Source organism: Geodermatophilus sp. FMUSA9-8 (assembly GCF_037034165.1).
Classification (GTDB): domain Bacteria; phylum Actinomycetota; class Actinomycetes; order Mycobacteriales; family Geodermatophilaceae; genus Geodermatophilus; species Geodermatophilus nigrescens.
This window is the reverse complement of the sequence record NZ_JBAGKE010000004.1, coordinates 379,011-405,261: the sequence shown is the minus strand read 5'-3', so window position 1 is coordinate 405,261 and position 26,251 is coordinate 379,011. Positions and strand designations below refer to the sequence as shown.

General features: G+C 74.6%; 24 protein-coding genes. 13 read left to right on the top strand and 11 right to left on the bottom strand.

Annotated elements, in window-relative coordinates:
* Positions 1 to 96: 96 nt before the first annotated feature.
* Entirely contained in the window at positions 97 to 1,653 is a 1,557-nt protein-coding gene (locus WA616_RS11670; RefSeq protein WP_336029944.1) for a methyl-accepting chemotaxis protein, read from the bottom strand.
* 114 nt (positions 1,654 to 1,767) lie between these two features.
* On the bottom strand, positions 1,768 to 2,778 hold the full coding sequence (locus WA616_RS11665; protein ID WP_336029943.1) for an iron-containing redox enzyme family protein: 1,011 nt from the start codon (positions 2,776 to 2,778) through the stop codon (positions 1,768 to 1,770).
* Positions 2,779 to 2,940: 162 nt separating this feature from the next.
* On the opposite strand from WA616_RS11665, the gene WA616_RS11660 reads away from it, so the two are divergent.
* The 3 genes from WA616_RS11660 (at position 2,941) to WA616_RS11650 (ending at position 6,854) form a co-directional block, all read left to right on the top strand.
* Positions 2,941 to 4,446 carry an MFS transporter gene (locus tag WA616_RS11660; RefSeq protein WP_336029941.1) on the top strand — a complete coding sequence of 502 codons (1,506 nt, stop codon included), beginning with the start codon at positions 2,941 to 2,943 and terminating at the stop codon, positions 4,444 to 4,446.
* A gap of 20 nt (positions 4,447 to 4,466) precedes the next feature.
* Complete coding sequence (locus WA616_RS11655) at positions 4,467 to 5,021, top strand: DUF1353 domain-containing protein (RefSeq protein ID WP_336029938.1); 555 nt, start codon at positions 4,467 to 4,469, stop codon at positions 5,019 to 5,021.
* Positions 5,022 to 5,111: 90 nt separating this feature from the next.
* Positions 5,112 to 6,854: a bifunctional metallophosphatase/5'-nucleotidase gene (locus WA616_RS11650; protein ID WP_336029935.1), complete on the top strand. Its 1,743-nt coding sequence runs from the start codon at positions 5,112 to 5,114 to the stop codon at positions 6,852 to 6,854.
* A gap of 87 nt (positions 6,855 to 6,941) precedes the next feature.
* Here the strand turns inward: WA616_RS11650 and yidD are convergent, their stop codons facing one another.
* Positions 6,942 to 7,289, bottom strand: coding sequence for a membrane protein insertion efficiency factor YidD (gene yidD / locus WA616_RS11645; protein WP_336029932.1), 348 nt, complete (start codon positions 7,287 to 7,289; stop codon positions 6,942 to 6,944).
* A gap of 243 nt (positions 7,290 to 7,532) precedes the next feature.
* Between yidD and WA616_RS11640 the strand changes: the two genes are divergently transcribed.
* Positions 7,533 to 7,871 (top strand): hypothetical protein, encoded by a 339-nt coding sequence (locus tag WA616_RS11640; protein ID WP_336029930.1) that lies wholly within the window; start codon positions 7,533 to 7,535, stop codon positions 7,869 to 7,871.
* 22 nt (positions 7,872 to 7,893) lie between these two features.
* Here the strand turns inward: WA616_RS11640 and WA616_RS11635 are convergent, their stop codons facing one another.
* Genes WA616_RS11635 through WA616_RS11610 form a run of 6 tightly spaced genes read right to left on the bottom strand, consistent with a single transcriptional unit; the run spans position 7,894 to position 11,794 of the window.
* Positions 7,894 to 8,445, bottom strand: a complete 552-nt coding sequence (locus WA616_RS11635) for a hypothetical protein (protein ID WP_336029929.1) — start codon at positions 8,443 to 8,445, stop codon at positions 7,894 to 7,896.
* A 50-nt stretch (positions 8,446 to 8,495) separates the two neighbouring features.
* The gene (locus tag WA616_RS11630) at positions 8,496 to 9,692 is read right to left on the bottom strand and encodes an MFS transporter (RefSeq protein ID WP_336029926.1); all 1,197 of its coding nucleotides are present in this window, start codon (positions 9,690 to 9,692) and stop codon (positions 8,496 to 8,498) included.
* Between the two features lie 20 nt (positions 9,693 to 9,712).
* Positions 9,713 to 10,270, bottom strand: a complete 558-nt coding sequence (locus WA616_RS11625) for a TetR/AcrR family transcriptional regulator (RefSeq protein WP_336029925.1) — start codon at positions 10,268 to 10,270, stop codon at positions 9,713 to 9,715.
* Positions 10,267 to 10,848: a sugar O-acetyltransferase gene (locus WA616_RS11620; protein WP_336029923.1), complete on the bottom strand. Its 582-nt coding sequence runs from the start codon at positions 10,846 to 10,848 to the stop codon at positions 10,267 to 10,269. Before WA616_RS11620 ends, WA616_RS11625 begins: the two co-directional genes overlap by 4 nt.
* 50 nt (positions 10,849 to 10,898) lie before the next feature.
* Complete coding sequence (locus WA616_RS11615) at positions 10,899 to 11,468, bottom strand: TetR/AcrR family transcriptional regulator (RefSeq protein WP_336029921.1); 570 nt, start codon at positions 11,466 to 11,468, stop codon at positions 10,899 to 10,901.
* Complete coding sequence (locus WA616_RS11610; protein WP_336029918.1) at positions 11,468 to 11,794, bottom strand: DMT family transporter; 327 nt, start codon at positions 11,792 to 11,794, stop codon at positions 11,468 to 11,470. The genes WA616_RS11615 and WA616_RS11610 overlap by 1 nt, the downstream gene beginning before the upstream one ends.
* A gap of 250 nt (positions 11,795 to 12,044) precedes the next feature.
* On the opposite strand from WA616_RS11610, the gene WA616_RS11605 reads away from it, so the two are divergent.
* Positions 12,045 to 13,406: a dicarboxylate/amino acid:cation symporter gene (locus tag WA616_RS11605; protein WP_336029916.1), complete on the top strand. Its 1,362-nt coding sequence runs from the start codon at positions 12,045 to 12,047 to the stop codon at positions 13,404 to 13,406.
* Between the two features lie 97 nt (positions 13,407 to 13,503).
* On the opposite strand, the gene WA616_RS11600 is transcribed toward WA616_RS11605, so the two are convergent.
* Positions 13,504 to 14,445 (bottom strand): aldose 1-epimerase family protein, encoded by a 942-nt coding sequence (locus WA616_RS11600; RefSeq protein ID WP_336029914.1) that lies wholly within the window; start codon positions 14,443 to 14,445, stop codon positions 13,504 to 13,506.
* 265 nt (positions 14,446 to 14,710) lie between these two features.
* Here WA616_RS11600 and WA616_RS11595 point away from each other — a divergent pair, with 265 nt between their 5' ends.
* From WA616_RS11595 to araA, 8 genes are all read left to right on the top strand, one after another.
* A complete protein-coding gene (locus WA616_RS11595) occupies positions 14,711 to 15,703 on the top strand; it encodes an ABC transporter substrate-binding protein (protein WP_336029912.1) in 993 nt (330 codons plus the stop codon).
* 96 nt (positions 15,704 to 15,799) lie between these two features.
* Positions 15,800 to 17,362 carry a sugar ABC transporter ATP-binding protein gene (locus tag WA616_RS11590; protein WP_336029911.1) on the top strand — a complete coding sequence of 521 codons (1,563 nt, stop codon included), beginning with the start codon at positions 15,800 to 15,802 and terminating at the stop codon, positions 17,360 to 17,362.
* Positions 17,355 to 18,542, top strand: coding sequence for an ABC transporter permease (locus WA616_RS11585; RefSeq protein ID WP_336029909.1), 1,188 nt, complete (start codon positions 17,355 to 17,357; stop codon positions 18,540 to 18,542). The genes WA616_RS11590 and WA616_RS11585 overlap by 8 nt, the downstream gene beginning before the upstream one ends.
* Positions 18,539 to 19,603, top strand: a complete 1,065-nt coding sequence (yjfF, locus tag WA616_RS11580) for a galactofuranose ABC transporter, permease protein YjfF (protein WP_336029908.1) — start codon at positions 18,539 to 18,541, stop codon at positions 19,601 to 19,603. Before WA616_RS11585 ends, yjfF begins: the two co-directional genes overlap by 4 nt.
* Positions 19,604 to 19,677: 74 nt before the next feature.
* A complete protein-coding gene (locus WA616_RS11575) occupies positions 19,678 to 20,724 on the top strand; it encodes a LacI family DNA-binding transcriptional regulator (protein WP_217651340.1) in 1,047 nt (348 codons plus the stop codon).
* Positions 20,725 to 20,868: 144 nt separating this feature from the next.
* Complete coding sequence (locus WA616_RS11570; RefSeq protein WP_336029905.1) at positions 20,869 to 22,491, top strand: xylulokinase; 1,623 nt, start codon at positions 20,869 to 20,871, stop codon at positions 22,489 to 22,491.
* The gene (locus WA616_RS11565) at positions 22,488 to 23,162 is read left to right on the top strand and encodes an L-ribulose-5-phosphate 4-epimerase (protein WP_336029903.1); all 675 of its coding nucleotides are present in this window, start codon (positions 22,488 to 22,490) and stop codon (positions 23,160 to 23,162) included. The genes WA616_RS11570 and WA616_RS11565 overlap by 4 nt, the downstream gene beginning before the upstream one ends.
* A 14-nt stretch (positions 23,163 to 23,176) precedes the next feature.
* Positions 23,177 to 24,685: an L-arabinose isomerase gene (gene araA, locus WA616_RS11560; protein WP_336029901.1), complete on the top strand. Its 1,509-nt coding sequence runs from the start codon at positions 23,177 to 23,179 to the stop codon at positions 24,683 to 24,685.
* Between the two features lie 27 nt (positions 24,686 to 24,712).
* Here araA and WA616_RS11555 read toward each other — a convergent pair whose 3' ends face one another.
* Positions 24,713 to 26,173 (bottom strand): sugar porter family MFS transporter, encoded by a 1,461-nt coding sequence (locus tag WA616_RS11555; RefSeq protein ID WP_336029899.1) that lies wholly within the window; start codon positions 26,171 to 26,173, stop codon positions 24,713 to 24,715.
* Positions 26,174 to 26,251 lie beyond the last annotated feature (78 nt).

Sequence of the window (26,251 nt, the reverse complement as noted above, 5' to 3'; positions counted from 1 at the left end):
GTGCACGGCCAGGACCCGGCCGGGGTGCACGGCCAGGACCCGGCCTGAGTGCGGCGGCGCGGACCGGCCCCCGTGCCCGGTCCGCGCCGCCCGCGCTCAGTGGGCCTGGATGGAGCGCGCCATCCGGACCTGCTCCTCGAGCACGTCGTTGATCCGCGCCTGCACCGCGTCGAGGCGGCCGATCACGTCGCTGGTGGCGTGGATGCCGGCGGTGACCTGCTCGCTGCTGGCCTGGATGCCCGCGATCTGGTCCGACACCTGCTGGGTGGCCGCGGCGGTCTCGCGGGCCAGGTCCTTGACCTCGCTGGCCACCACGGCGAAGCCGCGGCCGAGCTCGCCGGCGCGGGCGGCCTCGATGGTGGCGTTCAGCGCCAGCAGGTTCGTCTGGTCGGCGATGCCGGAGATGATCCGGATGACCTCGCCGATCGACGTCGACGCCTCGGTGAGGGTGGCCACCTCGGTGGTCATCGTGGAGGCCTGCGCGACGGCGCTGGTGGCCACCTCGCCGGCGGCCGCGGCGGCCTCGCGCAGCCGGTCGACGCTCTCGAGCAGCTCCTGCGAGCGGCGGGCGTCGGCCTCCGAGCGGCGCAGTGTGTCCAGCCGCTGGCTGACCAGCTGCTGCACGTTGCGCAGCGCGTCCAGGCGCGACTCCGACAGCTCGATGGTCTCGGTGACGAAGAAGTCCATGGTGCCGATGACCCGGCCGCCCACGGTGATGGGGAAGCAGACGCCGGACTTCACGCCGGCGCGCTGCGCGGCCGGCCGGCGCACGCAGTCGGTGACCTCGGCGAGGTCGCGCACGAACACCAGCTCGCGCCGCTTCCACGCCCGCCCCGACAGGCCCACGCCCTCGGCGAAGCTGGCGGCGAGGGTGACCTTGCGGAACTCCTCGCCGGCCGAGCCGGACTCGGTCGAGAAGCGCAGCACGCCCTCGGCCTCGTCGAGCGCCCAGAACGAGCCGTACGCCCAGCCGAAGGCGGTGCGCACCGAGTCCAGTGCGCTGCGCAGCGCGGCCTGCTCGTCGCGGGCCGTGCCGATCTCGGTGACCACGGTGGTGACGGCGACCCGGTCGTCGAGGGTCTCCTTGAGCGCGGAGGTGGCGAGGGCGGCCTTCCGGGCGTGCGACAGCAGCCGGGCGATGGCCCGCCACTTCTCCTTCCGGACGCCGAAGAAGGGCAGCGGCGTGGCGCTGTGGAACTCCAGGACCGCGGTGACCACGCCGTCGTCGACGGCGGGGGCGAAGGTGCCCTCTCGCGCGCCGGCCGCCCAGGCCGTCTCCCACCGGATGCACTGACCGCGCCCCGCGGGGGCCGCGGTCATGTGCACCGGCTTGCGCTCGCGCAGCGCGCGCCCGCCCATGCCGGCGGCCTCGGTCAGCCGGCCGTCACGCGGCCAGGCTGCGGACATGGTCCGGGTGAGCGGGCCGCCCTCCCAGGCCAGGACGAACGTGCCCGTGCCGTCGGGCAGCCAGACGGCGCCGTAGCCGAGGTCGCAGGTCTCCACGATGGTCCGGGCGACGGCCACGTGCGCGTCGAGGACCGTGGAGACGCCGTCGTCGAGGGCCTCGACGACCCGTTCCAGCGTCTCGACGTCGCGCGGCATCGGCTGGGCCGCGGGCTGGCCGGCCGGTGCCGGGTCGGTACGCCGCCACATGGGGTCCTCCGGGGATCAGGGGACCGGGGGAGCGGGTCCCCACCGGTCCGTGCGCCCAGAGGATCGGCAGCGCCCGACCGAAGTCCAGCCGGGTGACCTCCTCGACACGGGACCTCAGGCGGCGAGCGCGGCCTCCCCGCGCAGAGCCGACCGGCCGGCCTCCCAGGCGCCCAGCAGGTGGCCGGCCGCCAGCCCGTCGAGTGCCAGCGAGCACGCAGCGCCGAACAGCACGTCGGCGGTCAGCGCGGGGTCCTCGGCCACCAGCGAGCCGCACATGTCGACCGAGGCGATCTGCTCGTGGACGGCGTCGGCCTCGACGTGCTCGTCGTAGAAGACGGTCGTGTGCTCGTCGTGGCCGAGGCGGCGCAGGCCGGAGGAGTAGCGGCGGCTGGGCTCGGAGGAGGTCATCTCCACGCAGGCGAGGTGGCCGAGCGCCGCGCCGCGCCAGCGCCGGTGCAGGCCGAACAGCGACATGGTGTTGACCGCCGTGAAGGCCACCGCGGGCGCGACGTCCCAGAGGGCGCCGTAGCCGGCGTCGAGGCCGAGGTCGCGCATCATCCCGGCGAACAGCTCGCTGTGCATGCGCTCGGGCGACCCGCCGCCGTACTCGTCGGCCTGGATCTCCACCATCGCGGCCTTGGCCCGGCCGCCGAGGCGCGGGATGGCGAAGGTGTGCGGGTCGCCCTCCTTGAGGTGGTAGACCGACCGCAGGGTGAGGTACTCGCGCCACTGCTCCTCGGTGCCGCTGCGCGCCATGTACCGCGACAGCGAGGGGCCGTCGTCGGCGGCGATGAGCGCAGCCAGCTGCTCGTCGACCGGGTCGCCGGTCGCGGTCACCGGGCCGGTCAGCTCGCGCAGTGCCGCGAGGTGCGCGCGCTCGAGGCGGGCGCGCAGGCCCAGCAGGTCGGGGTCCCACTCGAGGGCGTCGTCGACGTCGTCGAAGCCGCGGTAGTGCAGCTCGTAGCAGACCGCCAGCGCCAGCTGCAGGTCGTCGTCGTGCAGTGGGTCGGCCGACCCCTCGGCGGTGCGGCGGGCGAGCTCGGTGGTGGCGGCGGAGACCTCACCGGCGAGCAGGTCGTCGCGCAGGGCGGCGGTCAGGGGGCCCCGGGGCAGGGGAAGGCGCATGTCCCCGCCCATGCCCAGCCCGCGCGGCTTCGATGCACCGCGCGCGATGGGATGCCGCACAGGAGGAGCGGCGTCACCCGGACGGGGCTGCGGGAGGTTGGTTGCGTCAACCGATCATCGACGGGGTAGAGCGCGCTCCGGTTCCCGAACTGGAGGTGCTCGATGACGAGCCTGTCGAAGCCGGCAGAGGCGCCCGGCGCGATCCGCAGCCTCATCCCGGCGCGGATCGACCGGTTGCCCTGGTCGCCGTTCCACACCCGCATGGTGGCCGCGCTGGGGACCGCCTGGATCCTCGACGGGCTGGAGATCACCGTCGCCGGCGCCGTCGTCGACCGCCTCACCGAGCCCGAGACCCTCGGGCTGTCGGGGACCGAGGTCGGCCTCATCGCGACCGTCTACCTGCTCGGCGAGGTCGTCGGCGCCCTCTGGTTCGGCCGGCTGTCGGACAAGCTCGGCCGCCGCAAGCTGTTCATGATCACCCTCGCCGTCTACCTCGTCGGGAGCGGCCTCACCGCGCTCACGCTCGGCAACGGGCCCGGCTGGGTGGCCTTCCTCTACGTCACCCGGTTCATCGCCGGCATGGGCATCGGCGGCGAGTACGCCGCGATCCACTCCGCCATCGACGAGCTCATCCCGGCGAGGTACCGCGGGCGGGTCGACATCATGGTGAGCGGCACCTACTGGGCCGGCGCCGTCCTCGGCACGCTCGGCACCTTCATCCTGCTCAACGCCCTGGAGCCCAGCACCGGCTGGCGCATCGCCTTCCTCATCGGCCCGGTCCTGGGCCTGGTGATCCTGCTGGTCCGGCGGCACCTGCCGGAGAGCCCCCGCTGGCAGGTCGTGCACGGCCGGGAGGCCGAGGCCGAGGAGACCATCGCCTACATCGAGCACGAGGTGGAGCACGGCGGCCGGTCGCTGCCGGCGGTCGACGAGAGCCGCGCCATCGAGTTGAAGCCGACGCCGGACATCGGTTACGCCGCGCTCACCCGCGTGCTGTTCCGCGAGTACCCGGCCCGGGCCGTCTACGGCGCGACGCTGATGGTCACCCAGTCGTTCCTCTACAACGCGATCTTCTTCACGTACGTCCTGGTGCTCGGCACGTACTACGACGTCGACTCCGGGGACGCGCCGCTGTTCCTCATCGCCTTCGCGGTGGGCAACCTGGCCGGGCCGTTCGTGCTCGGGCACCTGTTCGACACCGTCGGCCGCAAGAAGATGATCGCCGGCACGTACGTGCTCTCCGGCGTCCTGCTGGCGGTCACGGCGGGGCTGTTCCAGGCCGGCGCGCTCAACGCCTACACCCAGACGATCGCCTGGTCGGTCATCTTCTTCTTCGCCTCGGCCGGCGCGAGCTCGGCCTACCTGACGGTCAGCGAGATCTTCCCGATGGAGGTCCGCGCCAAGGCGATCGCCGTCTTCTTCGCCATCGCGCAGTGCTTCGGCGCGCTCGGCCCCGTCGTCTACGGCTCGCTGATCGGCGACGGCTCCCAGCCGATCCGGCTGTTCTGGGGTTACATGCTGGGCGCCGCGGTGATGGTCGTCGGCGGCGTGGTGGCCGCCGTGCTCGGCATCGACGCGGAGGGCAAGTCGCTGGAGGACGTCGCCACGCCGTTCGCCGCCCGCCGTCCCGCCACCCGCGCGGAGGGCGCGGCCCGGCCGCGGGGCTGACCGCGCGGCAGGATCGCGGCGTGCCCTTCGACCCGCCCGCCGCGGTCCTCCGCACCTCCGGCGCCGACGGCTGGACGCTCGCCGAGCCGCTCACCTACCTCGGCCGGCGCGACCGGTTCGTCGTCCCGGCCGGTTTCGCCACGGACCTGGCGAGCGTGCCGCGGCCGGTGCTCTGGCTGGTGCCGGAGTCCGGCCGCTACACGCTCGCCGCGGTGCTGCACGACTGGCTGTGCACCGTGGGCATCCGCACCCGCGCGGTCACCTCCCGCGAGGCGGACGGGCTGTTCCGGCGGGCGATGCGGGAGGCCGGCGTCCCGGTGCTCCTGCGCTGGCTCATGTGGACCGCCGTGCGCTGGGGCGCCCTGGCCGATGCCGAGCGGCGGCCCGGGTGGCTGCTGTCGGCGCCCGGGGTGCTGGCGATCTCGGTGCTCGCCGCGCCGCTCGTGCTGCCGCCGTCGCTGCTCGCGGTCCCGGGACTGGCCGTCTACGCCGGACTGGAGCGGCTGGTGTCCGGCGACGACGGCGTGCGGCCGTGGACCCGGCGGCGGCGGAACGGATCCGGCACCCCCCGGTGACGACGGGCGTACCGGTCCGTCACACTCCCGTCACCGGACGCGGGTGGAATGGCCGGCGTCCCTCCTCCAGAGACCCTGGGAGTCCTCCGCATGAGCCCCTCCGTCCTGCGCCGCGGCACCGTCGCCGCGGCCGTGACGACGGCGATGACCGGCCTGGTCGTCGCCGCCGCCCTCGCACCGGCAGCCGCCGCCCCGAACGGGCCGAAGCCGGTCGAGATCCAGCTGCTGGCCCTCAACGACTTCCACGGCGCCCTCGAGCCGCCGACCGGGTCGGGGGGCCGCGTCCAGACGGGTCCGGACCCCGACGGCAGCGGCGGCCCGCTGACCGCCCCGACGGTCGACGCCGGCGGCGCCGAGTACCTGGCCACGCAGTTGCGGCAGCTGGCCGAGGCGCAGCGCAGGCAGAACACGATCACCGTGGCCGCCGGCGACCTGATCGGCGCCTCGCCGCTGCTGTCGGCGGCCTTCCACGACGAGCCGACCATCGAGGCGCTGGGCCTGGCCGGCCTGGACTACGCCAGCGTCGGCAACCACGAGTTCGACGAGGGCCCCGCGGAGCTGCTGCGCATCCAGAACGGCGGCTGCCACCCCGTCGACGGCTGCGCCGACGGCACGCCCTACGAGGGCGCGGACTTCCAGTACCTGTCGGCCAACGCCTTCGTCACCGAGACCGGGCAGCCGCTGCTGGACCCCTACGCGGTCCACAACGTGCAGGGCGTGAAGGTCGGCTTCATCGGCATGACGCTCGAGGGCACCAGCCAGATCGTCAGCCAGCAGGGCGTGGCGGGCCTCGAGTTCCGCGACGAGGTCGAGACGGCCAACCGCTACGCGGCCGAGCTGCAGGCCCGCGGCGTCGAGACGATCGTCGTCCTGCTGCACGAGGGTGGCGCGCAGAGCGGGCCCGACGCCTGGAACGTGGACGGCTGCAGCAACCTGGGCGGCCCGATCGTGGAGATCGCCAACGGCATGTCCGACGCCATCGACGTCGTGGTCAGCGGCCACACGCACCAGGCCTACAACTGCACCGTCGACGGCAAGGTCGTCAGCAGTGCCGGGAACAACGGCCGCCTGGTCACCGACATCGACCTCACCGTCGACAAGCGGACCGGCGACGTCATCGACTCCGCGACCCGGGTCGACAACGTGATCGTCGAGCGCGGCGTCGCCGCCGACCCCGCGCAGACCGCCCTGATCGCCCGGTACCGGGAGGCGCTCGGCCCGATCGCGACCGAGGTCGTCGGCGACGCGGCCACCGACATCCGGCGCACCGCCGACGCCGAGGGGGAGACCCCGCTGGGCAACCTGATCGCCGACGCCCAGCTGGCCGACACCCGGGACGAGGGCGCCGTCGCGGCCCTCATGAACCCCGGCGGCGTGCGGGCCGACCTGCTGGCGGGCCCGATCACCTACGAGGAGGCGTTCACGGTGCAGCCGTTCGCCAACAACCTCGTCACGCTGGACCTCACCGGCGCCCAGCTCGACTGCGTGCTGGAGCAGCAGTACGCCCGCGCCGGCAACCCGGTCGTCCTGCAGCCGTCCTCGACCCTGCGTTACACCGTCTCCACCGGCGGGACCGCCGGCCCGGCCGCCGACCCGTGCTCCGGGCAGAAGGTGGGCGGGCTGACGATCGACGGCGTCGCCGTCGTCCCGACGCAGACCTACCGGATCACGGTGAACAACTTCCTGGCCGGGGGCGGTGACGGCTTCACCCAGCTCCGCACCGGGACGAACGCCGTGACCGGCTCGATCGACCTGGACGCCTTCACCGCGTACCTCGGCGCCAACCGCCCGGTCAGCGCCCCGGCGACCGACCGGATCACCACGGTCGCCTGACCCCGCACCACCCCGTCGCCGGCGGCGGTCCTCTCCGGAGGGCCGCCGCCGGCGCGCGTCCGGGGCCGTCCTACGTCCAGGGCCGTCCTACGTCCGGGTCCGGACCGGCACCGGGTCGGACCCGCCGTCGCCCGGTCCGCAGCGCCGCAGCCGCCGCACCGTGAGCAGCCCGCCGCGCAGCAGCCCGTGGGTGCGCAGCGCCTGCAGGCCGTAGGTGGAGCAGGTCGGGGTGAACCGGCAGCACGGCGGGCGGGCCGGGCTGACCCGCTCCCGGTAGGCGACGACGAGCCGCGCCGGCCAGCGCGCCGCCCACGGCGTGCCGGCCGGGGCCGGGGTGACCAGGGCCGCGGGCAGCGCCAGCCACAGCAGCGAGAACAGGCCGATGGCGTCGCAGCCGTTCTCGCACCCGTCGCACCCGTCGCATCCGTCGGACACGTTCTTCCTGCGTCGCGAGCGGCGGTTCCGGCGGCGGCACCCGGGGAGGCTGGTCACGGGGCGGCATCGTGCAGGGCGGCCGCCGTCCGCGGAAGGGCCGCGCGCGCGGGTCGGGACGGCAACGGTTCGTCACCGCCGCCCCACGGGTGCACCGCCGTCCCACCGGTGGTCGGGTGCCGCCTGCCGGCTGCCGACTCCTCTCCCACGACCCGAGGCCCGTGGGCCCGTCCGAGGGAGCACCCGATGTCGTCGTCGCCCCAGCCCAGCCGCCGGCTCACCGAGCTGCGCGCCGGCATGTCCGTGCTCACGAGCGCGGCCGCCGACCTGCAGGTGGGCGCCCAGCCCGAGGTGCGGGTGCTGTCCGACGGCCGGCTGTGGCTGGCCGAGCTCGGCGTCGCCGTCACCGCCGCCGACGTCTACCAGGCCGCCCGCGGGCTGGTCGCGGCGCAGCTGCACGCCATCGCGCAGGTCTCCGGCCAGCCGGTCGAGGACCACGCGCTCGCGTGGCTGGTGACCCTGCAGACCAACGAGGTGATGGTCGGCATCGCGGACGCCCCCGTCCTGGAGGACGACGCCGCCTGACCCCGGCCCCCGGGCGCGCGGCTCAGGCGCGCGGCTCGGGCGGGACGGCCTCGGCCGGCGTCCCCTGCCCGCCGTGCGGCGCGAGCTGGTCGGTCGCCGGGGAGGGCGTGCGGTGCAGCCGGTCGTCGTCGTGCCGCCCGTACTGGCCGGTCCGCACGAGCGGCGGCGAGTAGGCGTGGATGGTGACCGTCGGTCCGGCTCCGGGCTCGGCGCGCATCCGGTGGATGGCCGTCTCGTCGAAGGAGAAGCCCTCGCCGGCGGGCACCGCGGAGCCGACCGGACGGTCGCCCATCCGCAGGTGCTCGTGCCGGATGACGCCCTCGGCGACGTGCACCGCCCCGCGGGAGGCGTCGTGGTCGTGGAAGCCGGTGTCGTGGTCGTCGGCCATACAGGAGATCGCCCACACGCCGAGGTGCTCGGGGGTGTGGACCTCGCTGTAGGTGCGCCGGCGGCGGTCGCGGTCGAGGCCGTCGCGCCAGAGGTCGGGACGGCCTGCCACCGCGGCGGCGATGCGGGACAGGTCGGCGGGGCCGAGGGGGCCGCGCGGGAGCTCGAAGGGGAGGGGGTCGGGCACGACCCCGGGAGTTCCCCGGGAGTGCCGCCGTCACCCCCGGGACCGGCGTGTCACCCGGCCGCGGACACCGTCGGCCGCAGCACCCGCCCGAGGACGAGGGTGACGACGCCGGCCAGCACCACGCCGAGCAGGCCCACCCGCAGGCTCGTCGCGTCGGCCACCGCACCCACCAGCGGCGGCGAGGCGAGGAAGCCGATCCGCAGCAGCCAGTTGACCACCGTCAGGCCGACGCCGTGCCGCAGGCCGGGCAGTTCGTCGGCGGCGGCGTAGACGGCCGGCACGAGGGTGGCCACGCCGAGCCCGGCCAGCGCGAACCCGACGAGCGTCGTCGCCAACGACGGCAGCGCGAGGGCCAGGCCCATGCCGACGGCGATCAGCACGCCGCCGCCGCGGGCCACCCGGCGCTGGCCGAAGCGGTCCACGACGCGGTCGCCGGTCAGCCGGCCGACGGTCATGGCCACCGACAGCGCGACGAAGCCCAGCCCCGCCGTGGCGACCCCGGTGCCCACCTCGCCGCGCAGGTACAGCGCGGCCCACGACGAGCCGGCGTCCTCGACGAACGCCCCGCAGGTGGCCAGCACGCCGAGCGCCGCCATCGCGCCGAGGGACGCCCGCATCCCCGCCCGTCCGGCCGACGGGGCGCCGTCGTCGTCGACGGGCTCCTCGTGGTCGGGCCCGGGAAGCATGCGGCGGTACGCCACCAGGGCGACGACGGCGAACACCGCCGCCACCACGCCGAGGTGCACGGCCAGCGGCACCCGCAGGCCCGCCGCGGCCGAGCCGAGCAGCCCGCCGGCCACCGCGCCGACGCTCCAGAGCCCGTGGAAGGCGTTGAGGATCGACCGGTCGTAGGCCCGCTGTACCCGCAGCCCGTGCGCGTTCTGCGCGACGTCGACGACGGCGTCCAGCGCGCCGGCGACGAACAGCGCGGCGGCCAGCAGCCACCACGACGGCGACACCGCCGCGCCCCAGATGGCTCCCGCCAGCGCGACGAGCCCCCACGAGGCCACCCGCGCCGACCCGAAGCGGCGCATGAGTGCGGCCGAGGCCAGTGCGCTGACCAGGGCACCGAGGGGGAGTGCGGCGATCGCGGCACCGAGGGCGGCGTTGCTCAGGTCGAGGCGGTCCTTCACCTCGGGCAGCCGCGGCACGAGGTTGGCGTAGAGCACCGCGTTGACGAAGAAGCAGGTGGCGACGGCGGCGCGGGCGGCGCGCAGGTGCGCGGGGACCGCGAGGGTGTCCGACACGGGTGTCCTGTCCGGGAGGGTCAGCGCGCGAAGCGGGCGAAGGCCGCGCGGATCTGGTCGGGTGTCATGGGGTCGGTCGACAGGGCGCTGTGCAGCACCAGGCCCTCGACCATCGCGTCGATCTCCCGTGCGGTGACCGGGTCGAAGTGGAGCTCCAGGCTCCGGCGGCTGCGCTGCATCCAGTCCTGGGTGACCGCGCGCAGCGCCGGCCGCCGGGCGGCCGCGGCGTAGAGCTCGACCATCAGCACGAAGTCGCGGTGGGAGACGAGCAGGTCGTCGGTGAGGTGGGCGACCAGCACCTCGAGCGCGGCGCCCGCGCCGTCCGCCGCCCGCATGCGTTCCTCGAAGCGGGGTGCCACCTCGTCGACGTGCCGGGTGAAGGCCGCGGTGTGCAGCGCGTCGAGGGAGGCGAAGTGGTAGGTCAGCGACCCGAGTGGCACGTCGGCGGCGCGGGCGATGGCCCGGTGCGTGGCGCCGACGACGCCCACCTCGGCGATGACGTCGACGGTGGTGGCCACCAGCCGGTCGCGCCGTCCGGGATCGTGCCGCCGCGCTCGCCGCACGGGGGCCCGGGTCACGACCGCTCCAGCGTGCGGACCACCCGTGCGGGGTTGCCGACGGCGACCACCCCGGCCGGCAGGTCGCGGGTGACCACCGACCCCGCGCCGACGACGGTGTCCGCGCCGATCGTGACGCCGGGCAGCACGACGACGCCGCCGCCGAGCCAGACGTTGTCGCCGATGGTGATCGGCTCCGCGGCCTCCCACTTCTCCCGCCGCGGCCCCGGCTCCACCGGGTGGGTGGGGGTGAGCAGCTGGACGTTCGGCCCGATCTGGACGTCGTCGCCGATGGTGATGGCCGCGACGTCGAGGGCGACCAGCCCGAAGTTGGCGAAGCAGCGGGCGCCGACGCGGATCGAGGTGCCGTAGTCGACGTGCAGCGGCGGGCGGATCTCGGTGTCCTCGCCGACGGCGCCGAGCAGCTGCTCGAGCAGCCGGCGGCGCAGCGGGCGCTGCCGGGCGGTGGTGGCGTTGTAGGCCGCCGCGAGGTCCTGGGCCGCCGCGCTCGCCTCGGCCAGCTCGGGGTCGTCGGCGATGTAGAGCTCGCCGGCGAGCATGCGCTCGCGCATGGTCCGGGAGTCGTCGGGAGCGACCATGCGGACGACCGTACACATGCTAGGAACGTCCGTACACACCGCCGCGCCGGTCAGCCGAGCGCCCGCGCCACCGCCTCCTCGGCCCGGCGCCGCGCGGAGCCGTCGCCCTCGACCAGCGCCGAGACGGTCGACCCGTCGACCAGCGCCACGAGCGTGGCGACGTCGGCCCCGGTCCGGCCGCACCGGTCGAGGAGGTCGGCCAGTGCGGCGTCGATCGCCTGCCGCGCCGCGCGCAGGACCGGCCGCAGCGCGGGGTGCCGCCCGCACGCGAGGAACCGCGCGTAGAGGGCCAGCAGCTCGTCGTCGCGGGTGCGACCGGCCCCGTGGACGACGTCGACGACCAGGCGCGCGGTGGCCGCGGCCGAGCGGGCCCGGCGGGGCACCGCGGCGACCAGGTCCTCGGCCGCCGCCCGCTCCTGCGCGGTGAGCGCCTCCACCGCCGCGGCCCGCAGGTCGTCGATGCTCGCGAAGTAGTAGGTGGTGGCGGCCAGCGGGACGCCCGACGCCGCGACGACGGCCCGGTGGGTGAGGGCGTCCGGCCCCGCCTCGGCCAGCAGGCGCGCGGCCGCCTCGACGATGGCCGCCCGGCGGGCCTCGCCCTTGCCGGTCAGGCGGGTCATCAGTGGGCAGCCGACGGCGCGAGCTGCAGCATCAGCACGCCGCCGAGGATCAGCAGGATCGCGACGATGCGCATCGTGGTGGCCGGGTCGCCCAGGACGGCCATGCCCACGATCGCCGTGCCGCCGGCACCGATCCCGGTCCAGACGGCGTAGGCGGTGCCGACCGGCAGCGTGCGCAGCGCGGACGACAGCAGCACGAAGCTCGCGGCGGCGCAGACGACGAACGCCACCGACCACCACAGGCGCGTGAAGTTCTCCGACTGCTTGAGCGAGACGGCGAAGGCGGTCTCGAACAGTCCGGCGGTGACGAGCAGGGCCCAGGCCACGATGCGCTCCCTAGAAGTGGTACGGCGGTACCAGTCAAACGGTACACGAGTACCGGACCGGGTCGAGATCGTGAGGTGCCGCACAGGCGGGATGGACCGGGCGCGCGGCGGCATTGACCTCCTCGTGCAGGACCTCTGGGGACTCACGCGCCGCCGCGCGCTCGACTACGGCCGGGTGACGACCGCCGCCTGTCGCCGCGGCGCCTGACACCGGTCCCGACGTCCTCCTCCCCTCGAAAGGCACACCTCCGTGCTCGCACGTCTCCGCCGCGTCCCCTTCGCGGCGCAGGTCCTCCTCGCGCTCGTCGTCGGCGTGGCCCTCGGCCTGGTCGCCCGCGAGATGGGCCCCGTCGCCGACGGGACCCCGAACTGGCTCACCAGCACCCTGCAGACCATCGGCGGCACCTTCGTCACGCTGCTCAAGGCGCTGGTCCCGCCGCTCATCGTCACCGCGGTGATCGTCAGCATCGCCAACCTCCGGCAGGTCTCCAACGCCGCCCGGCTCGCCGCGCAGACCCTGCTGTGGTTCGGCATCACCGCGCTGATCGCCGTCAGCATCGGCATCGGTCTGGGCCTGCTCACCGAGCCCGGCCGCAACAGCTCCGTCGACGCGGCCGCCGCCACCGACCCCGGGACCACCGGCGGCTGGTGGGACTTCCTCACCGGCCTGGTGCCCGGCAACATCCTGGGCCTGCAGGCCTCCGCGGGCGACGACGGCTCGATCGGCCTGTCCTTCAACGTCCTGCAGCTGATCGTCATCTCGGTCGCGGTCGGCGTCGCCGTCCTCAAGGTCGGCGAGCCCGCCGAGCCCTTCCTGCGGCTGGTCCGCTCCGCGCTGGCGATCGTCCAGAAGGTGCTGTGGTGGGTCATCCTGCTGGCCCCGATCGGCACCGTCGGCCTGATCGGCAACGCCGTCGCCAGCTACGGCTGGGACTCCCTCGGCAGCCTCGGCGTCTTCGCCGGATCCGTCTACGCCGGTCTCGCGCTGGTGCTGTTCGTCGTCTACCCGGTGCTGCTCCGGCTGCACGGCCTGTCGCCGCTGCGCTGGTTCGCCGGCGCCTGGCCGGCCATCCAGCTGGCCTTCGTCTCGCGCTCGTCGATCGGCACCCTGCCGGTGACCGAGCGGGTGACCGAGCAGAACCTGGGCGTCCCGCGGTCCTACGCCTCCTTCGCCGTGCCGCTGGGCGCGACGACGAAGATGGACGGCTGCGCGGCGATCTACCCGGCGCTCGCGGCGATCTTCGTGGCGCAGTTCTTCGGCGTGGACCTGTCGATCACCGACTACCTGCTGATCGCGCTGGTCTCCGTCGTCGGCTCGGCCGCCACGGCCGGCGTCACCGGCGCGGTGGTCATGCTGACCCTGACGCTGTCCACCCTGGGCCTGCCGCTCGCCGGCGTCGGCCTGCTGCTGGCGATCGACCCGATCCTCGACATGGGCCGCACCGCGGTGAACGTCGCCGGCCAGGCGCTCGTGCCGACCATCGTGGCCAAGCGCGAGGGCATTCTCGACGTCGAGCGGTTCCGCACCGGTGGCACCTTCAGCGAGGCCGCCCCGGCGGTCGAGCCGACCGGCGGGGTCGACGCCGACCTGCGCCAGCCCGCCACCGCCTGACCGGCACGGCCTGACGCGCACCGCCTGATACTGCACCGCCCGACGGGCCGGTGACCTCCCCGGAGGTCACCGGCCCGTCGTCGTCCCCGGGGACCCCTCAGCCGCCGTCGGGGGCCAGTGCCCGGATCCGCCACCGCGCCACGTGCCGGTCGCCCGGCTCGAGCGGGACGACGCCCTCGCCGCTGCGGAACGCGTCCGGCGGGCACGTCATGGGCTCGACCGCGAGCCCCGCCCGGTGCAGCCCGGGCTCCGGACGGTCGGCCGTGTGCAGCTGCACCCACGGCAGCGCCCGCGGGTCCCACTCGAGCGCGACCCCGCTGCCGTCGGCGGTCCGGACCTCCGCGCGCGCGGTCCCGTCGTCATCCGGCGCGACGGCCGTGACGGCGTGGTCGACGGCGACGCCCGCGAGGGGCGTGCGGCCGGCGCGGAAGTCGAGCGGGGTGCCGTCGACCGGCCGGCGGCCGGTCGGCAGGAGGCGCTCCGCGTCGATCTCGAGGTACTCGGCGGCACGCAGGCGCAGGGTCCAGTCGTCGACCCGCCCGGGGCCGGCCACGAGGTACGGGTGCACCGAGCAGCCGTAGGGCGCCGCGGTGGTGCCGGTGTTCTCGGCCTCCACCGCCCACGACAGCCCGTCCTCGTGCACCCGGTAGGTGACGACGACGTCGAGCTGGTGCGGGTAGCCGGGCTGCGGGACCACGCGGGCGCCCAGCGCCACGGCGTCCGGGGAGGCGTCGCGCACCTCCCACCGGGTCCAGCACAGCAGTCCGTGCAGCGCCGTCCGCCGGTCGGGCTCGGTCAGGGCGAGCTGCTCGTCCCGGCCGGCCCAGCGGTAGCGGCCGTCGCCCACGCGGTTGGGCCACGGCACCAGCACCGAGCCGCGGAAGACCGGCCGGGCGACGTCGGCGTCGAAGCCCGCGACCAGGTCGCGCCCGCCCGTCCGCAGCCGGCGCAGGCCGCCCCCGACCTCGGTCACCACGGCGCTGACCGGGCCCGCGCGCAGAGTGACCTGCCGCCCGGTCGGCGGAGTTGCCGAGACCATGACTGGGAACGTTAACAGACTGTGACCCGCGTCCCATGGGGCGCCCAGGACGGCCGTGGATACGGGGACAGATCGGCGGCGCGGACCCCTTGACGGCCGGATATGTTTGCGTTCGCAGTGTCCCGCATCACGCCCAGCAGCGTCGCCGGGCCCGCAGGACGAGCCGCCTGAGAGCGCGTCCCCGGGACCAGACAGCGGTGGTCGCTCCGGGGAGCACCACGGGACCGGACCCGACGGGCCGGCAGGAACTCACAGGAGGCAGACGTTGATCAGGAACAAGCTCCTCGCCGCCGTCACGGCGTCGGTCGCGGTCCTCGGGCTGGCCGCCTGCGGCGGCTCGGCGGAGGGCAGCGGCGGCGGTGGCGGTGGTGGCGGGGACGACACCATCACGATGGGCTTCGCCCAGGTCGGCGCCGAGAGCGGCTGGCGCACCGCCAACACCCAGTCCATCCAGGAGTCGGCCGAGGCCGCCGGCATCGAGCTGCAGTTCTCCGACGCGCAGGGCGAGCAGGAGAACCAGATCTCCGCGATCCGCTCCTTCATCCAGCAGCGGGTCGACGTCATCGCCTTCAGCCCGGTGGTGGAGACCGGCTGGGACGCGGTCCTCCTCGAGGCCAAGCGCGCCGACATCCCGGTGATCCTCACCGACCGCTCGGTCGAGACGGAGCAGGAGGACCTCTTCGTCACCTTCCTCGGCTCGGACTTCATCGAGGAGGGCCGCAAGGCCGGCGAGTGGGCCGTGGAGAACTGGGCCTCGACCGGGGCGCAGTGGAACATCGCCGAGCTGCAGGGCACCACCGGTGCCGCCCCGGCGATCGACCGCCAGGAGGGCTTCGCGGAGGCCATCGCCGACAGCCCGAACCTGACGATCGTGGCCTCCCAGTCGGGTGACTTCACCCGCACCGGCGGCCGCGAGGTCATGGAGGCGATGCTGAACTCCAACCCCGACATCAACGCCGTGTACGCGCACAACGACGACATGGCCCTCGGCGCCATCGAGGCCATCGAGGCGGCCGGCAAGGTCCCGGGCCAGGACATCCAGATCATCTCCGTCGACGCGGTCCGCGACGGCATGCAGGCGCTCGCCGACGGCAAGATCAACTTCATCGTCGAGTGCAACCCGCTGCTCGGTGAGCAGCTGATGGAGCTCGCCCAGCAGGTGCTCGACGGCGAGGAGGTCCCCGAGCGGGTCGTCACCGAGGAGACGACCTTCACCCAGGAGCAGGCCGCGGAGGTCCTCCCGGACCGGAAGTACTGATCCCGTCCGGGGAGCCGGTCCCGGCTCCCGCGCCCCCGCCCGCCCGGGCGTCCACCCCCGGGCGGGCGGCGGGTACCACCTCCCGAGAGGACTCCCGTGTCCCCAGCTCCCGCCGAGGTGCCGGCCGCCCCGGTCCCGCCCCCGCTCCCCGAGCCGGTCGTCGCGATGACCGGCATCACGATCCAGTTCCCGGGCGTCAAGGCCCTCGACGACGTCTCGCTGCGGCTGTTCCCCGGCGAGGTGCACGCCCTGATGGGCGAGAACGGCGCCGGCAAGTCCACGCTGATCAAGGCGCTCACCGGCGTCTACCCCTACGACGCCGGCACGGTGACCCTCGGCGGGGTGGAGCAGCGGTTCACGACCCCCGCCGACGCCCAGGCGGCCGGGATCAGCACCGTCTACCAGGAGGTCAACCTCTGCCCGAACCTCACGGTCACCGAGAACATCGTCCTCGGCCGTGAGCCCCGCCGCCGCGGGTCGATCGACAAGCGGGCGTCCCGCGAGCGGGCCCGTCGGGTGCTGCGCGAGCTGCACCTCGACATCGACCCGCGGTCGGTCCTCGGGTCGCACCCGATCGCCGTCCAGCAGCTCGTGGCGATCGCCCGCGCCGTCGACACCGACGCCCGGGTGCTCGTCCTCGACGAGCCGACGTCCAGCCTCGACGCCGGTGAGGTCGCCGAGCTGTTCCGGGTGGTGCGGTCGCTGCGCGAGCGCGGCGTGGCGATCCTGTTCGTCTCCCACTTCCTCGAGCAGGTCTACGAGATCAGCGACCGGATGACCGTCCTGCGCAACGGCCGGCTGGTGGGGGAGCACCGCACCGCCGACCTCCCGCGCACCGACCTGGTCCGGGCGATGATCGGCCGCGAGCTCGCGACCCTGGAGGACCTCGAGCACGCCGCGCCCCGGCCGGTCGAGGACGGCGCGGTGCCGCGGCTGGCGGCGACGGGCCTGGGGCGCCGGGGGGCGATCGAGCCCGCCGACGTGCGGGTGCACGCCGGGCGGGTCGTCGGGCTGGCCGGCCTGCTCGGGTCGGGCCGCACCGAGCTCACCCGGCTGCTGTTCGGCGCCGACCGGGCCAGCACCGGGCGGGTGGAGGTCGACGGCCGGCCGGTCCGCCTGCGGTCACCGCGCAGCGCCATCGCCCAGGGCATCGCCTTCCTCTCCGAGGACCGCAAGGGCGAGGGCGTCGTCGGGGACCTCACCGTCCGGGACAACCTCCTGCTCGCCCTGCAGGCCCGGCGCGGCTGGCTGCGGCCGATCCCGCGGCGGGCCGGCGACGAGATGGTGGCCCGCTACATCCGCGCCCTCGACGTCCGGCCGGCCGACCCGGAGGCGCTGCTGCGCAACCTCTCCGGCGGCAACCAGCAGAAGGTCCTGCTCGCCCGCTGGCTGCTCACCGAGCCGCGGCTGCTGCTGCTCGACGAGCCCACCCGCGGCATCGACATCGGCGCCAAGGCCCAGATCCAGGAGCTGGTCGCCCAGCTCGCCGCCGAGGGGATGTCCGTGGTCTTCGTGTCCGCGGAGCTCGAGGAGGTGCTGCGGATCTGCGACTCCGTCGTCGTCCTGCGCGACCGCCAGGTGGTCGCCGACCTCGACGCCTCCGACACCTCGCTCGACGGCGTCGTCGACCTCATCGCCCGGGGGAACGCCCGTGACTGACCGATCCGCCGCCGCGCCGGGCCGTCCCGTCGACGGCCTGCTCGCCCGCGCCCGCCGGTCCCCGGTCCTGTGGGCCGTCGCCGCGCTCGCGGTCCTGCTGCTGTTCAACCTCGTGGCCAACCCGGGCTTCTTCAGCCTGCGCATCCAGGACGGCCACCTCTTCGGCAACCTCGTCAACGTCGTCAAGAACGTCGCGCCGGTGCTGCTGATCGCCGTCGGGATGACGCTGGTCATCGCCACCCGGGGCATCGACCTGTCGGTGGGCGCGGTCCTGGCCATCTCCGGGTCGGTCGCCTTCACGGTCGTCGAGGGGGCCGCCGACCCCACCTCCGGCGGCACCGCCGCGCTGGCCATCGGGCTCGCGGTCGCCGCCGGGCTGGTCCTCGGGGCGTGGAACGGGTTCCTCGTCTCCGTGGTCGGTATCCAGCCGATCATCGCGACGCTGGTGCTCATGACCGCCGGCCGCGGCATCGCCATGCTGGTCACCGACGGCAACATCGTCACCGCGGAGAACCCCGTCTTCGACTGGCTCGGCGGCGGCTTCGTGCTCGGCCTGCCGGTCCAGGTGGTCATCACGGCGCTGGTCCTGCTGGCCGTCGGGCTGTTCACCCGGCGCACCGCGCTCGGCGTGCTCATCGAGGCCGTCGGGGTCAACCCGGCCGCCGCGCGCCTGGCCGGCGTCCGCGCGCGCAGCATCACCTTCACCGTCTACGTCTTCGTCGCCCTGGTCGCGGCCGTGGCCGGTCTCATGGTCACGGCCAACGTCAGCGCGGCCGACGCCAACCGGGCCGGGTTGTTCATCGAGCTCGACGCGATCCTCGCCGTCGTCATCGGCGGGACGTCGCTGGCCGGCGGGCGGTACTCCCTGACCGGCACGGTCGTGGGCGCGCTGATCCTGCAGACGCTGACGACCACGGTGCTCACCATGGGCCTGCCGGACGAGTACATCCGGCTGTTCAAGGCCGTCGTGATCATCATGGTGTTCCTGCTGCAGGCGCCCCCGGTGCGCGCGGCCCTCCGCCGCCGCCGGCGTCCCGCCGCCCCTGCCGGTGGTGCCGCGGGGACCCCCGCGGACGCCGGTCCCGTCCCGCCGGACCCCGTCCGGCCGTCCGTCCCGGAGCCGGCCGCCGGCACCGGGTCCGTCCCCGGCCGCCCGGCCGAGCAGGGGGTCCTCCGATGACCGTCTCCGACACGCGGCTCCCCGAGGCCCCCGGCTCCCCGCCGGCCCCGCCGGCCCGTCCGGGGTGGCAGGAGGCGGCGCGCCGCTGGCTGCGCAGCACCTCGACCGGGTCGAGCACCGTCTCGGTGCTCATGACCGCGGTCCTGCTGGTGGTGCTCTTCGGCGCGGGCTCGATCCGCTACGAGAACTTCGGCTACCCGCAGGTGGCGCTGAACCTGCTGGTCGACAACGCCTACCTGATCGTCCTCGCGGTCGGGATGACGTTCGTGATCCTGACCGGCGGCATCGACCTCTCCTCGGGGGCAGTGGTCGCGCTCGGCACGGTGATGGCCGCGAGCCTGCTGCAGGCCGGCTGGCCGGCGCCGCTGGTGATCGTCGCCGTGCTGGCCACCGGGTCGCTGCTCGGATGGCTGATGGGACTGGCCATCCACGGCCTGCAGCTGCAGCCGTTCATCGTGACCCTGGCCGGGATGTTCCTGGCCCGCGGCATCTGCTTCGCCATCAGCGGGCCCTCCATCCCGATCCAGGACGACCTGTTCACCGCCGTCGCGATCAACGTGGTCGAGCTGCCGGGCGGGACGTTCCTGTCCTACGGCGCGGTCCTCGCCCTGGTCGTGGTCGCGGTGGCGGCCTACGTGCTGCACCGGACCCGCTTCGGGCGGACCGTCTACGCCATCGGCGGCAGCGAGTCCTCCGCCGCGCTGATGGGGCTCGCCGTCGGCCGGACCAAGGTCGGCGTCTACGTGATCAGCGGCTTCTGCTCGGCGCTCGGCGGCCTGCTGTTCAGCGTCTACATCCTCTCCGGCTGGAGCCTGCACGGGATCGGCCTGGAGCTCGACGCGATCGCGGCGGTGGTCATCGGCGGGACGCTCCTGGTGGGCGGGCGCGGCCTGGTGGTCGGGTCGCTGCTGGGGGTCCTGGTCCTCGGCACGATCAAGGCGCTCATCGACTTCGACGGCGGCCTGAACTCCTGGTGGACGAAGATCACCATCGGGGTCCTGCTGCTGGTCTTCGTCGTCCTGCAGCGGCTGACCGCCCGGCGCGCCGGGTCGGCGTCGTGACCGCCCTGGGCAGCCCGGCCCGGGGCGGCGCCACGGGCCGCGGGACGCACCGCGGCCTGACAGGATCGACGGCGATGGGCGCGCGACCGAGGACCCAGGCGGCCGGCAGCCGTCCCGCGGTCATGACCGACGTCGCCCGGCTGGCCGGCGTCTCGGCGCAGACGGTGTCCCGCGTCCTCAACGACCACCCGCACGTGGCCGAGGAGACCCGCACCCGGGTGCTCGCGGCCATGGACAAGCTGGGCTACCGCCGCAACCTCACCGCCCGGGCCCTGGTGACCCGCCGCACCGACACCATCGGCGTCGTCGCCTTCGACACCGGCCTCTACGGCCCGGCGAGCACCCTGTTCAGTCTCGAGCAGGCGGCCCGCGAGCGCGGCTACCACGTGCACGTCGCCACGGTGCCCGACCTCTCGGAGGAGGGGTTCACCGAGGCGGTCGAGCGGCTGCGCGAGCACTCGGTGTCCGGCGTCGTCGTGCTCGCACCCCAGCGCGCGGCGGTCCGGGTGATGGCCGGGCTGCCGGCCGACCTCCCGGCGGTCGCCGTCGAGGGCGGGGCCGCCCCCGGCATCACGTCCGTGGTCATCGACCAGGCCGGCGGCGCGGTGCAGGCCACCCGGCACCTGGTCGACCTCGGGCACCGCCGGATCGGGCACGTCACCGGGCGCGAGGACTGGATCGAGTCCGCCGCCCGGCTGCACGGCTGGCAGCAGACGATGGCCGCCGCCGGCCTGCCCGCCGACGTCGTGCTCCCCGGCGACTGGGGTGCGCGGTCGGGCTACGAGGCCGGCCTCGCGCTGCTGGCGGCGGGCGTCCCGGTCACCGGGGTCTTCGTCGCGAACGACCACATGGCGCTGGGGATGATCCGGGCGCTGGCCGAGGGCGGCGTCCGGATCCCCGAGGACGTCAGCGTGGTCGGCTTCGACGACATCGCCGAGGCCGAGTACCTCCGGCCGCCGCTGACCACCGTCCGGCAGGACTTCGCCGAGGTGGGCCGGCGCTGCGTGGACCTGCTGCTGCAGCGGATCGAGGACCCGGGCTGGTCCTCGGCCGACGACGCCGTCGTCGTCCCCGCGGCCCTCGTCGTCCGCGCGTCGACCGCACCCCCGCCCGGCGCCTGAGACCCGCCGTTCTCCGCGCCCCTCACCGGGGCGCTCCTCCCGTCGCGTCCGCGACGGGCCCCAGCACACCCGTTGACCCCGGGCGCGGCCTCCGCGACCCCGTCCCGACGGCGGCCGACCGGCGGCCGCAGAGCAGGAGGACCGATGTCGGAGAACGCCGGCGCAGTGATCACCGGCGGTCGCACGGCCCTGGGCATCGAACTGGGGTCGACACGGATCAAGGCGGTGCTGATCGGGCCGGACCACGTCCCGCTCGGGGTCGGCTGCTCCGACTGGGAGAACCAGCTCGTCGACCGGCTGTGGACGTACTCACTGGACGACGTCTGGACCGGGGTGCAGCAGAGCTTCGCGGCCCTGGCCGAGGACGTGCGGCGGCGCCACGGGGTCGACCTGTCGACGGTCGGGGTCCTGGGCGTGTCGGCGATGATGCACGGCTACCTCGCGTTCGACGCCGCGGGTGACCTGCTCACCCCGTTCCGCACGTGGCGCAACACGAACACCGGACGGGCGGCGGAGCGCCTCAGCGCGGAGTTCGGCGTCAACGTCCCGCACCGGTGGAGCGTCGCGCACCTCTACCAGGCGATCCTGGACGGCGAGGAGCACGTCGGGCGCCTGGACTCCCTGACGACCCTGGCCGGCTACGTGCACTGGAGGCTCACCGGCGAGAGGGTCCTCGGCATCGGCGACGCCAGCGGCATGTTCCCGATCGACGACGGCACCCGCGGTTACGACGCCGGGATGCTGACCCGGTTCGACCAGCTGGCCGCCGAGGCCGGGGTCGACCTGACCCTCGCCGACCTGCTCCCCCGGATCGAGGTCGCGGGCCGCCGGGCCGGTGAGCTCACCGGGGCGGGCGCGGCACTGCTCGACCCGACCGGGCGGCTGCGCCCCGGCATCCCGCTGTGCCCTCCGGAGGGCGACGCCGGCACCGGGATGGTCGCCACCAACGCGGTCGCCCCGCGCACCGGCAACGTCTCCGCCGGCACCAGCGTCTTCGCCATGGTCGTGCTGGAGCACGAGCTCGCCGGGGTGCACCGCGAGCTGGACCTGGTCACCACCCCGGCCGGCGACCCGGTGGCGATGGTGCACTGCAACAACGGGGCCAGCGAGCTGGAGGCCTGGGTCGGGCTGTTCACCGAGTTCGCCCGGGCCCTGGGGGCCCCGGCGGACCCGTCGGCGGTCTTCGAGGTCCTGTTCACCGCGGCCCTCGACGGCGCCCGCGACGGCGGCGGGATGCTGGCCTACAACTATCTCGCCGGGGAGCCCATCACCGGGCTCGGGGAGGGCCGGCCGCTGTTCCTGCGGTCGCCGGACACCCGGCTCGACCTCGGCACCTTCGTCCGGACCCACCTCTACTCGTCCCTGGCCACCCTCCGGATCGGCATGGACGTCCTGCAACGGGCCGAGGGCGTCCGGCTCGACCGGATGTTCGCGCACGGCGGCCTGTTCAAGACCGAGGGGGTCGCCCAGCGCTTCCTGGCCGCCGCCATCGACACCCCGGTCTCCGTCGGCGACGTCGCCGGCGAGGGAGGCGCCTGGGGCATGGCCGTCCTGGCCGCCTTCGCCGGCAGCGGCCCTCCGGACCGGAGCCTGGCGGACCACCTGGAGACCACGGTCTTCCCCGGCGCGGACGTGCGGACGGCGCAGCCGGACCCGGCCGACGTCGCCGGGTTCGACGCCTTCGTGCAGCGCTACGTCGCCGCGCTCCCGGTCGAGCGCGCCGCCGTCGACCACGTCAGCCCCGCCCAGCGAGGAGAACCCCGATGACCGCCACCCTGACCGAGCGCGGCACCCACCGGGCGCAGCGCGACTCCGTGGCCCGCCTGCACGGCGAGCTCACCCGCAACGGCCTGGTCACCTGGACCTCGGGCAACGTGTCCGAGCGCGTGCCCGGCGAGGACCTCTTCGTCATCAAGGGCAGCGGCGTCCCCTACGACGGGCTGTCCTGGGAGGGCATCACCGTCTGCGACCTCGACGGCGGCGTGGTCGACGGCGTGCGCCGGCCCTCCAGCGACACCGACGCGCACGCCTACGTCTACCGGCACATGCCGGAGGTGCGCGGGCAGGTGCACACCCACAGCCCGTACGCCACCGCCTGGGCGGCGCGCGCGGAGGAGATCCCCTGCGTGCTGACGGCGATGGCCGACGAGTTCGGCGGTGCCATCCCGGTCGGCCCGTTCGCGCTCATCGGCGACGACTCGATCGGGCGGGGGATCGTCGCCACCCTGCGCGGGTCCCGCTCGCCGGCGGTGCTGATGCGCAACCACGGCGTCTTCACCGTCGGCGCCTCGGCGCGGGACGCGGTCAAGGCCGCCGTCATGACCGAGGACGTCGCCCGCACCGTGCACCTGTCCCGCCAGCTCGGTGAGCCGCTGCCGATCAGCCCGGGGCACGTCGACGCGCTGTACGCGCGCTACCAGAACGTCTACGGACAGTGAGGAGGAACGCCGCCGTGGTCGCAGACCCGTTCGCCGCGCACGAGGTGTGGTTCCTGACCGGCAGCCAGGGGCTGTACGGCGAGGACACGCTGCTGCAGGTCGCCGAGCAGTCGCAGCGGGTGGCCAAGGCACTCGACGAGACCGCCGAGGTGCCGGTGCGGGTCGTGTGGAAGCCGGTGCTCACCGACGCCGGCGCCATCCGCCGCACGATGGGGGAGGCCAACGAGGACCCCTCCTGCGTCGGCGTGGTCACCTGGATGCACACGTTCAGCCCGGCGAAGATGTGGATCTCCGGCCTCGACGCGCTGCGCAAGCCGCTGCTGCACCTGCACACCCAGGCCGACGCCGCCCTGCCGTGGGCGACGATCGACATGGACTTCATGAACCTCAACCAGGCCGCCCACGGCGACCGCGAGTACGGGTTCGTGCTCACCCGGCTGCGCATGCCGCGGACGACGGTCGCCGGTCACGTGGGGAACCCACGGGTGCGGGCGAGGGTCGGCTCGTGGGCCCGCGCGGCCGCCGCGGCCACGGCCGTGCGGTCGCTGAAGCTGGCCCGCTTCGGCGACAACATGCGTGACGTCGCCGTCACCGAGGGGGACAAGGTCGAGGCCGAGATCCGCTTCGGCGTCTCGGTGAACACCTGGGGCGTGAACGACCTCGTCGCCGTGGTCGAGGCGGTGGAGGAGAAGGCGGTCGACGACCTCGTCGGGGAGTACGGCGACCTCTACGCCTTCGCCGACGACTGCCGCCCGGGCGGCGACCGGCACGACGCCGTGCGCTACCAGGCCCGCGTCGAGGCGGCGCTGCGGACCTTCCTCGACGACGGCGGCTTCGGCGCCTTCACCACGAACTTCGAGGACCTCGGCGGCCTGCGCCAGCTCCCCGGGCTCGCCGTCCAGCGGCTCATGGCCGACGGCTACGGGTTCGGCGGGGAGGGGGACTGGAAGACCGCCGTCCTGCTCCGGACGCTCAAGGTCGCCGCGGCCGGGCTGCCCGGCGGGACGTCGTTCATGGAGGACTACACCTACGACCTCACCGGGACGCCGCGGATCCTGGGCGCGCACATGCTCGAGGTGTGCCCCACGATCGCCGGCGGCCGGCCGCGGGTGGAGGTGCACCCGCTGTCGATCGGCGGCCGCGAGGACCCGGCGCGGCTGGTGTTCACCGCCGCACCCGGCGAGGGCGTCGTCGTCGGGTGGTGCGACCTGGGCGACCGGTTCCGGTGGGTGGCCAACGAGATCGACGTCGTCGACCCCGGTGAGGCGCTGCCGAACCTGCCGGTGGCGCACGCCGTCTGGCGGCCGCGGCCGGACTTCGAGACGGCCACGGAGGGCTGGCTGACCGCAGGCGGGCCGCACCACACGGTGCTGTCGACGGCGCTGGGCGCCGACGAGCTCACCGACCTCGCCGAGGTCTTCGGCACCGAGCTGGTGCTCATCGACGACGCGACCACCCGCCGCTCGCTGGCCAAGGAGCTGCGCTGGAGCGCGGCCTACCACCGCCTCGCCGGGGGGCTCTGACCGCGGCCGGCCGGTGACCCCCGCGGGTCACCGGCCGGCGCGCTGCCCGGCGAAGTCGGCGGGCCGGAACTGGCCCTCCGACAGCTTGTGCTCGATCTGTTCCAGGCTGCGGCCGGTCAGCTCGGGCATGCGCAGGTAGAGGAAGACGAAGGCGGCCACGTTGAAGCCGGCGTAGAGCCAGAAGGTCTGGCCGGTGCCGATCGTGTCGATGATGGTCAGCAGCGTCAGCGTGATGAGCAGGTTGGTGCCCCACAGCGACGCCGACTGCGCCGCCGCGCCCGCCTCGCGGGTGGCCAGCGGGTAGATCTCGGAGCCGGTGAGCCAGCCCATGAGCTGGATGCCGCCCGCGGTGAAGGCCATGAAGGCGATCAGCGTGGCGATGATCCAGGGCACCTGCGCCTCGCCGTCGTTGCCGGTGACGAAGAAGGTGCCCAGGACGATGAGCGCCAGCGCCGCCCCGGGCAGCGTCAGCAGGGTGAGGCGTCGCCGGCCGACGCGGTCGATGATCGCCAGCCCGATCAGCTGGGTGACGAGGTAGGTGGCCCCGAGGGCGACGGAGACCCGCAGGGCGGCGGTGTCGGAGAAGCCGTTGTCGGTGAGGATCGTCGGGGAGTAGTAGACGATCATCTCGATGCCCGACAGCTGGGTGGCGATCGCGAGCCCGCAGCCCACCACGAGCGCCGGCCGCACCCAGGGCTCCCGCAGGCCGCGCCAGCCGCTGGTCCTCGCCGTCCGCTCGGCCTCCACCAGCTCGTCGATGTCCGACAGCTCGCCGGACACGTCGGTCCCCGCCGGGCGGACGCGCTCGAGCGCCTGCCGCGCGTCGTCGTCCCGCCCGTGCTTGACCAGCCAGCGCGGGCTGTCGGGCAGGCGCAGCATCAGGCCGAGCATGATCGCGCTGGGCACCACGGCCGCGCCGATCGCGATGCGCCCGTCGACGGCCTCCGTGGCACCCACGATCGTGGCGACGAGGATGCCGACGCCGATGGCGATCTGGAAGAACAGCACCAGCCGGCCGCGGTAGCGGCTGGGCGCCAGCTCGGCGACGTAGACCGGGGCGGTCTGGGTGGCGCCGCCGACGGCGAAGCCGAGCACCACCCGCGCGACCGACAGCGTGAGCGGGTCCGGCGCCAGCGAGGCACCGAGCGAGCCGAGGACGAAGACACCGGCGACGATGAGCAGGGTCCCGCGCCGGCCGCGCCGCTCGGACAGGCGGCTGCACACGAGCGCGCCGATGACGGCACCGGCGAGGATCGAGGCGGCGATCACCTGCTCCCAGCCGCTGCCGATGCCGAACTCGTCGCTGATCTGCAGCAGCGCGCCGGAGATGATGCCGGTGTCGTAGCCGTAGAGCAGGCCGGAGATCGCCGACACCAGCGCCACGACGACGACGGCGCCGGTGAGGCCCCCGCCGTCGTCCGCTCCTGGCCGGCTCCCGACGGTGCCGGATCCGGACGTGCGGGCGCCGTGGCCCTCGGACGTGGCCATGCGGTCCTCTCCCCTGGAAGGTGGAGCGCGGTGTCCCGTCCCTGAGGCATCGACCGGAACGCTACGGGGCCGTTGGCG

Bases quoted from the DNA above. Each gene is read 5' to 3' on its own strand.
- WA616_RS11670 (WP_336029944.1), bottom strand. From the start codon at position 1,653: ATGTGGCGGCGTACCGACCCGGCACCGGCCGGCCAGCCCGCGGCCCAG.
- WA616_RS11665 (WP_336029943.1), bottom strand. From the start codon at position 2,778: ATGCGCCTTCCCCTGCCCCGGGGCCCCCTGACCGCCGCCCTGCGCGAC.
- WA616_RS11660 (WP_336029941.1), top strand. From the start codon at position 2,941: ATGACGAGCCTGTCGAAGCCGGCAGAGGCGCCCGGCGCGATCCGCAGC.
- WA616_RS11650 (WP_336029935.1), top strand. From the start codon at position 5,112: ATGAGCCCCTCCGTCCTGCGCCGCGGCACCGTCGCCGCGGCCGTGACG.
- WA616_RS11640 (WP_336029930.1), top strand. From the start codon at position 7,533: ATGTCGTCGTCGCCCCAGCCCAGCCGCCGGCTCACCGAGCTGCGCGCC.
- WA616_RS11620 (WP_336029923.1), bottom strand. From the start codon at position 10,848: ATGGTCGCTCCCGACGACTCCCGGACCATGCGCGAGCGCATGCTCGCC.
- WA616_RS11615 (WP_336029921.1), bottom strand. From the start codon at position 11,468: ATGACCCGCCTGACCGGCAAGGGCGAGGCCCGCCGGGCGGCCATCGTC.
- WA616_RS11600 (WP_336029914.1), bottom strand. From the start codon at position 14,445: ATGGTCTCGGCAACTCCGCCGACCGGGCGGCAGGTCACTCTGCGCGCG.
- yjfF (WP_336029908.1), top strand. From the start codon at position 18,539: ATGACCGTCTCCGACACGCGGCTCCCCGAGGCCCCCGGCTCCCCGCCG.
- WA616_RS11575 (WP_217651340.1), top strand. From the start codon at position 19,678: ATGGGCGCGCGACCGAGGACCCAGGCGGCCGGCAGCCGTCCCGCGGTC.
- WA616_RS11570 (WP_336029905.1), top strand. From the start codon at position 20,869: ATGTCGGAGAACGCCGGCGCAGTGATCACCGGCGGTCGCACGGCCCTG.
- WA616_RS11565 (WP_336029903.1), top strand. From the start codon at position 22,488: ATGACCGCCACCCTGACCGAGCGCGGCACCCACCGGGCGCAGCGCGAC.
- WA616_RS11555 (WP_336029899.1), bottom strand. From the start codon at position 26,173: ATGGCCACGTCCGAGGGCCACGGCGCCCGCACGTCCGGATCCGGCACC.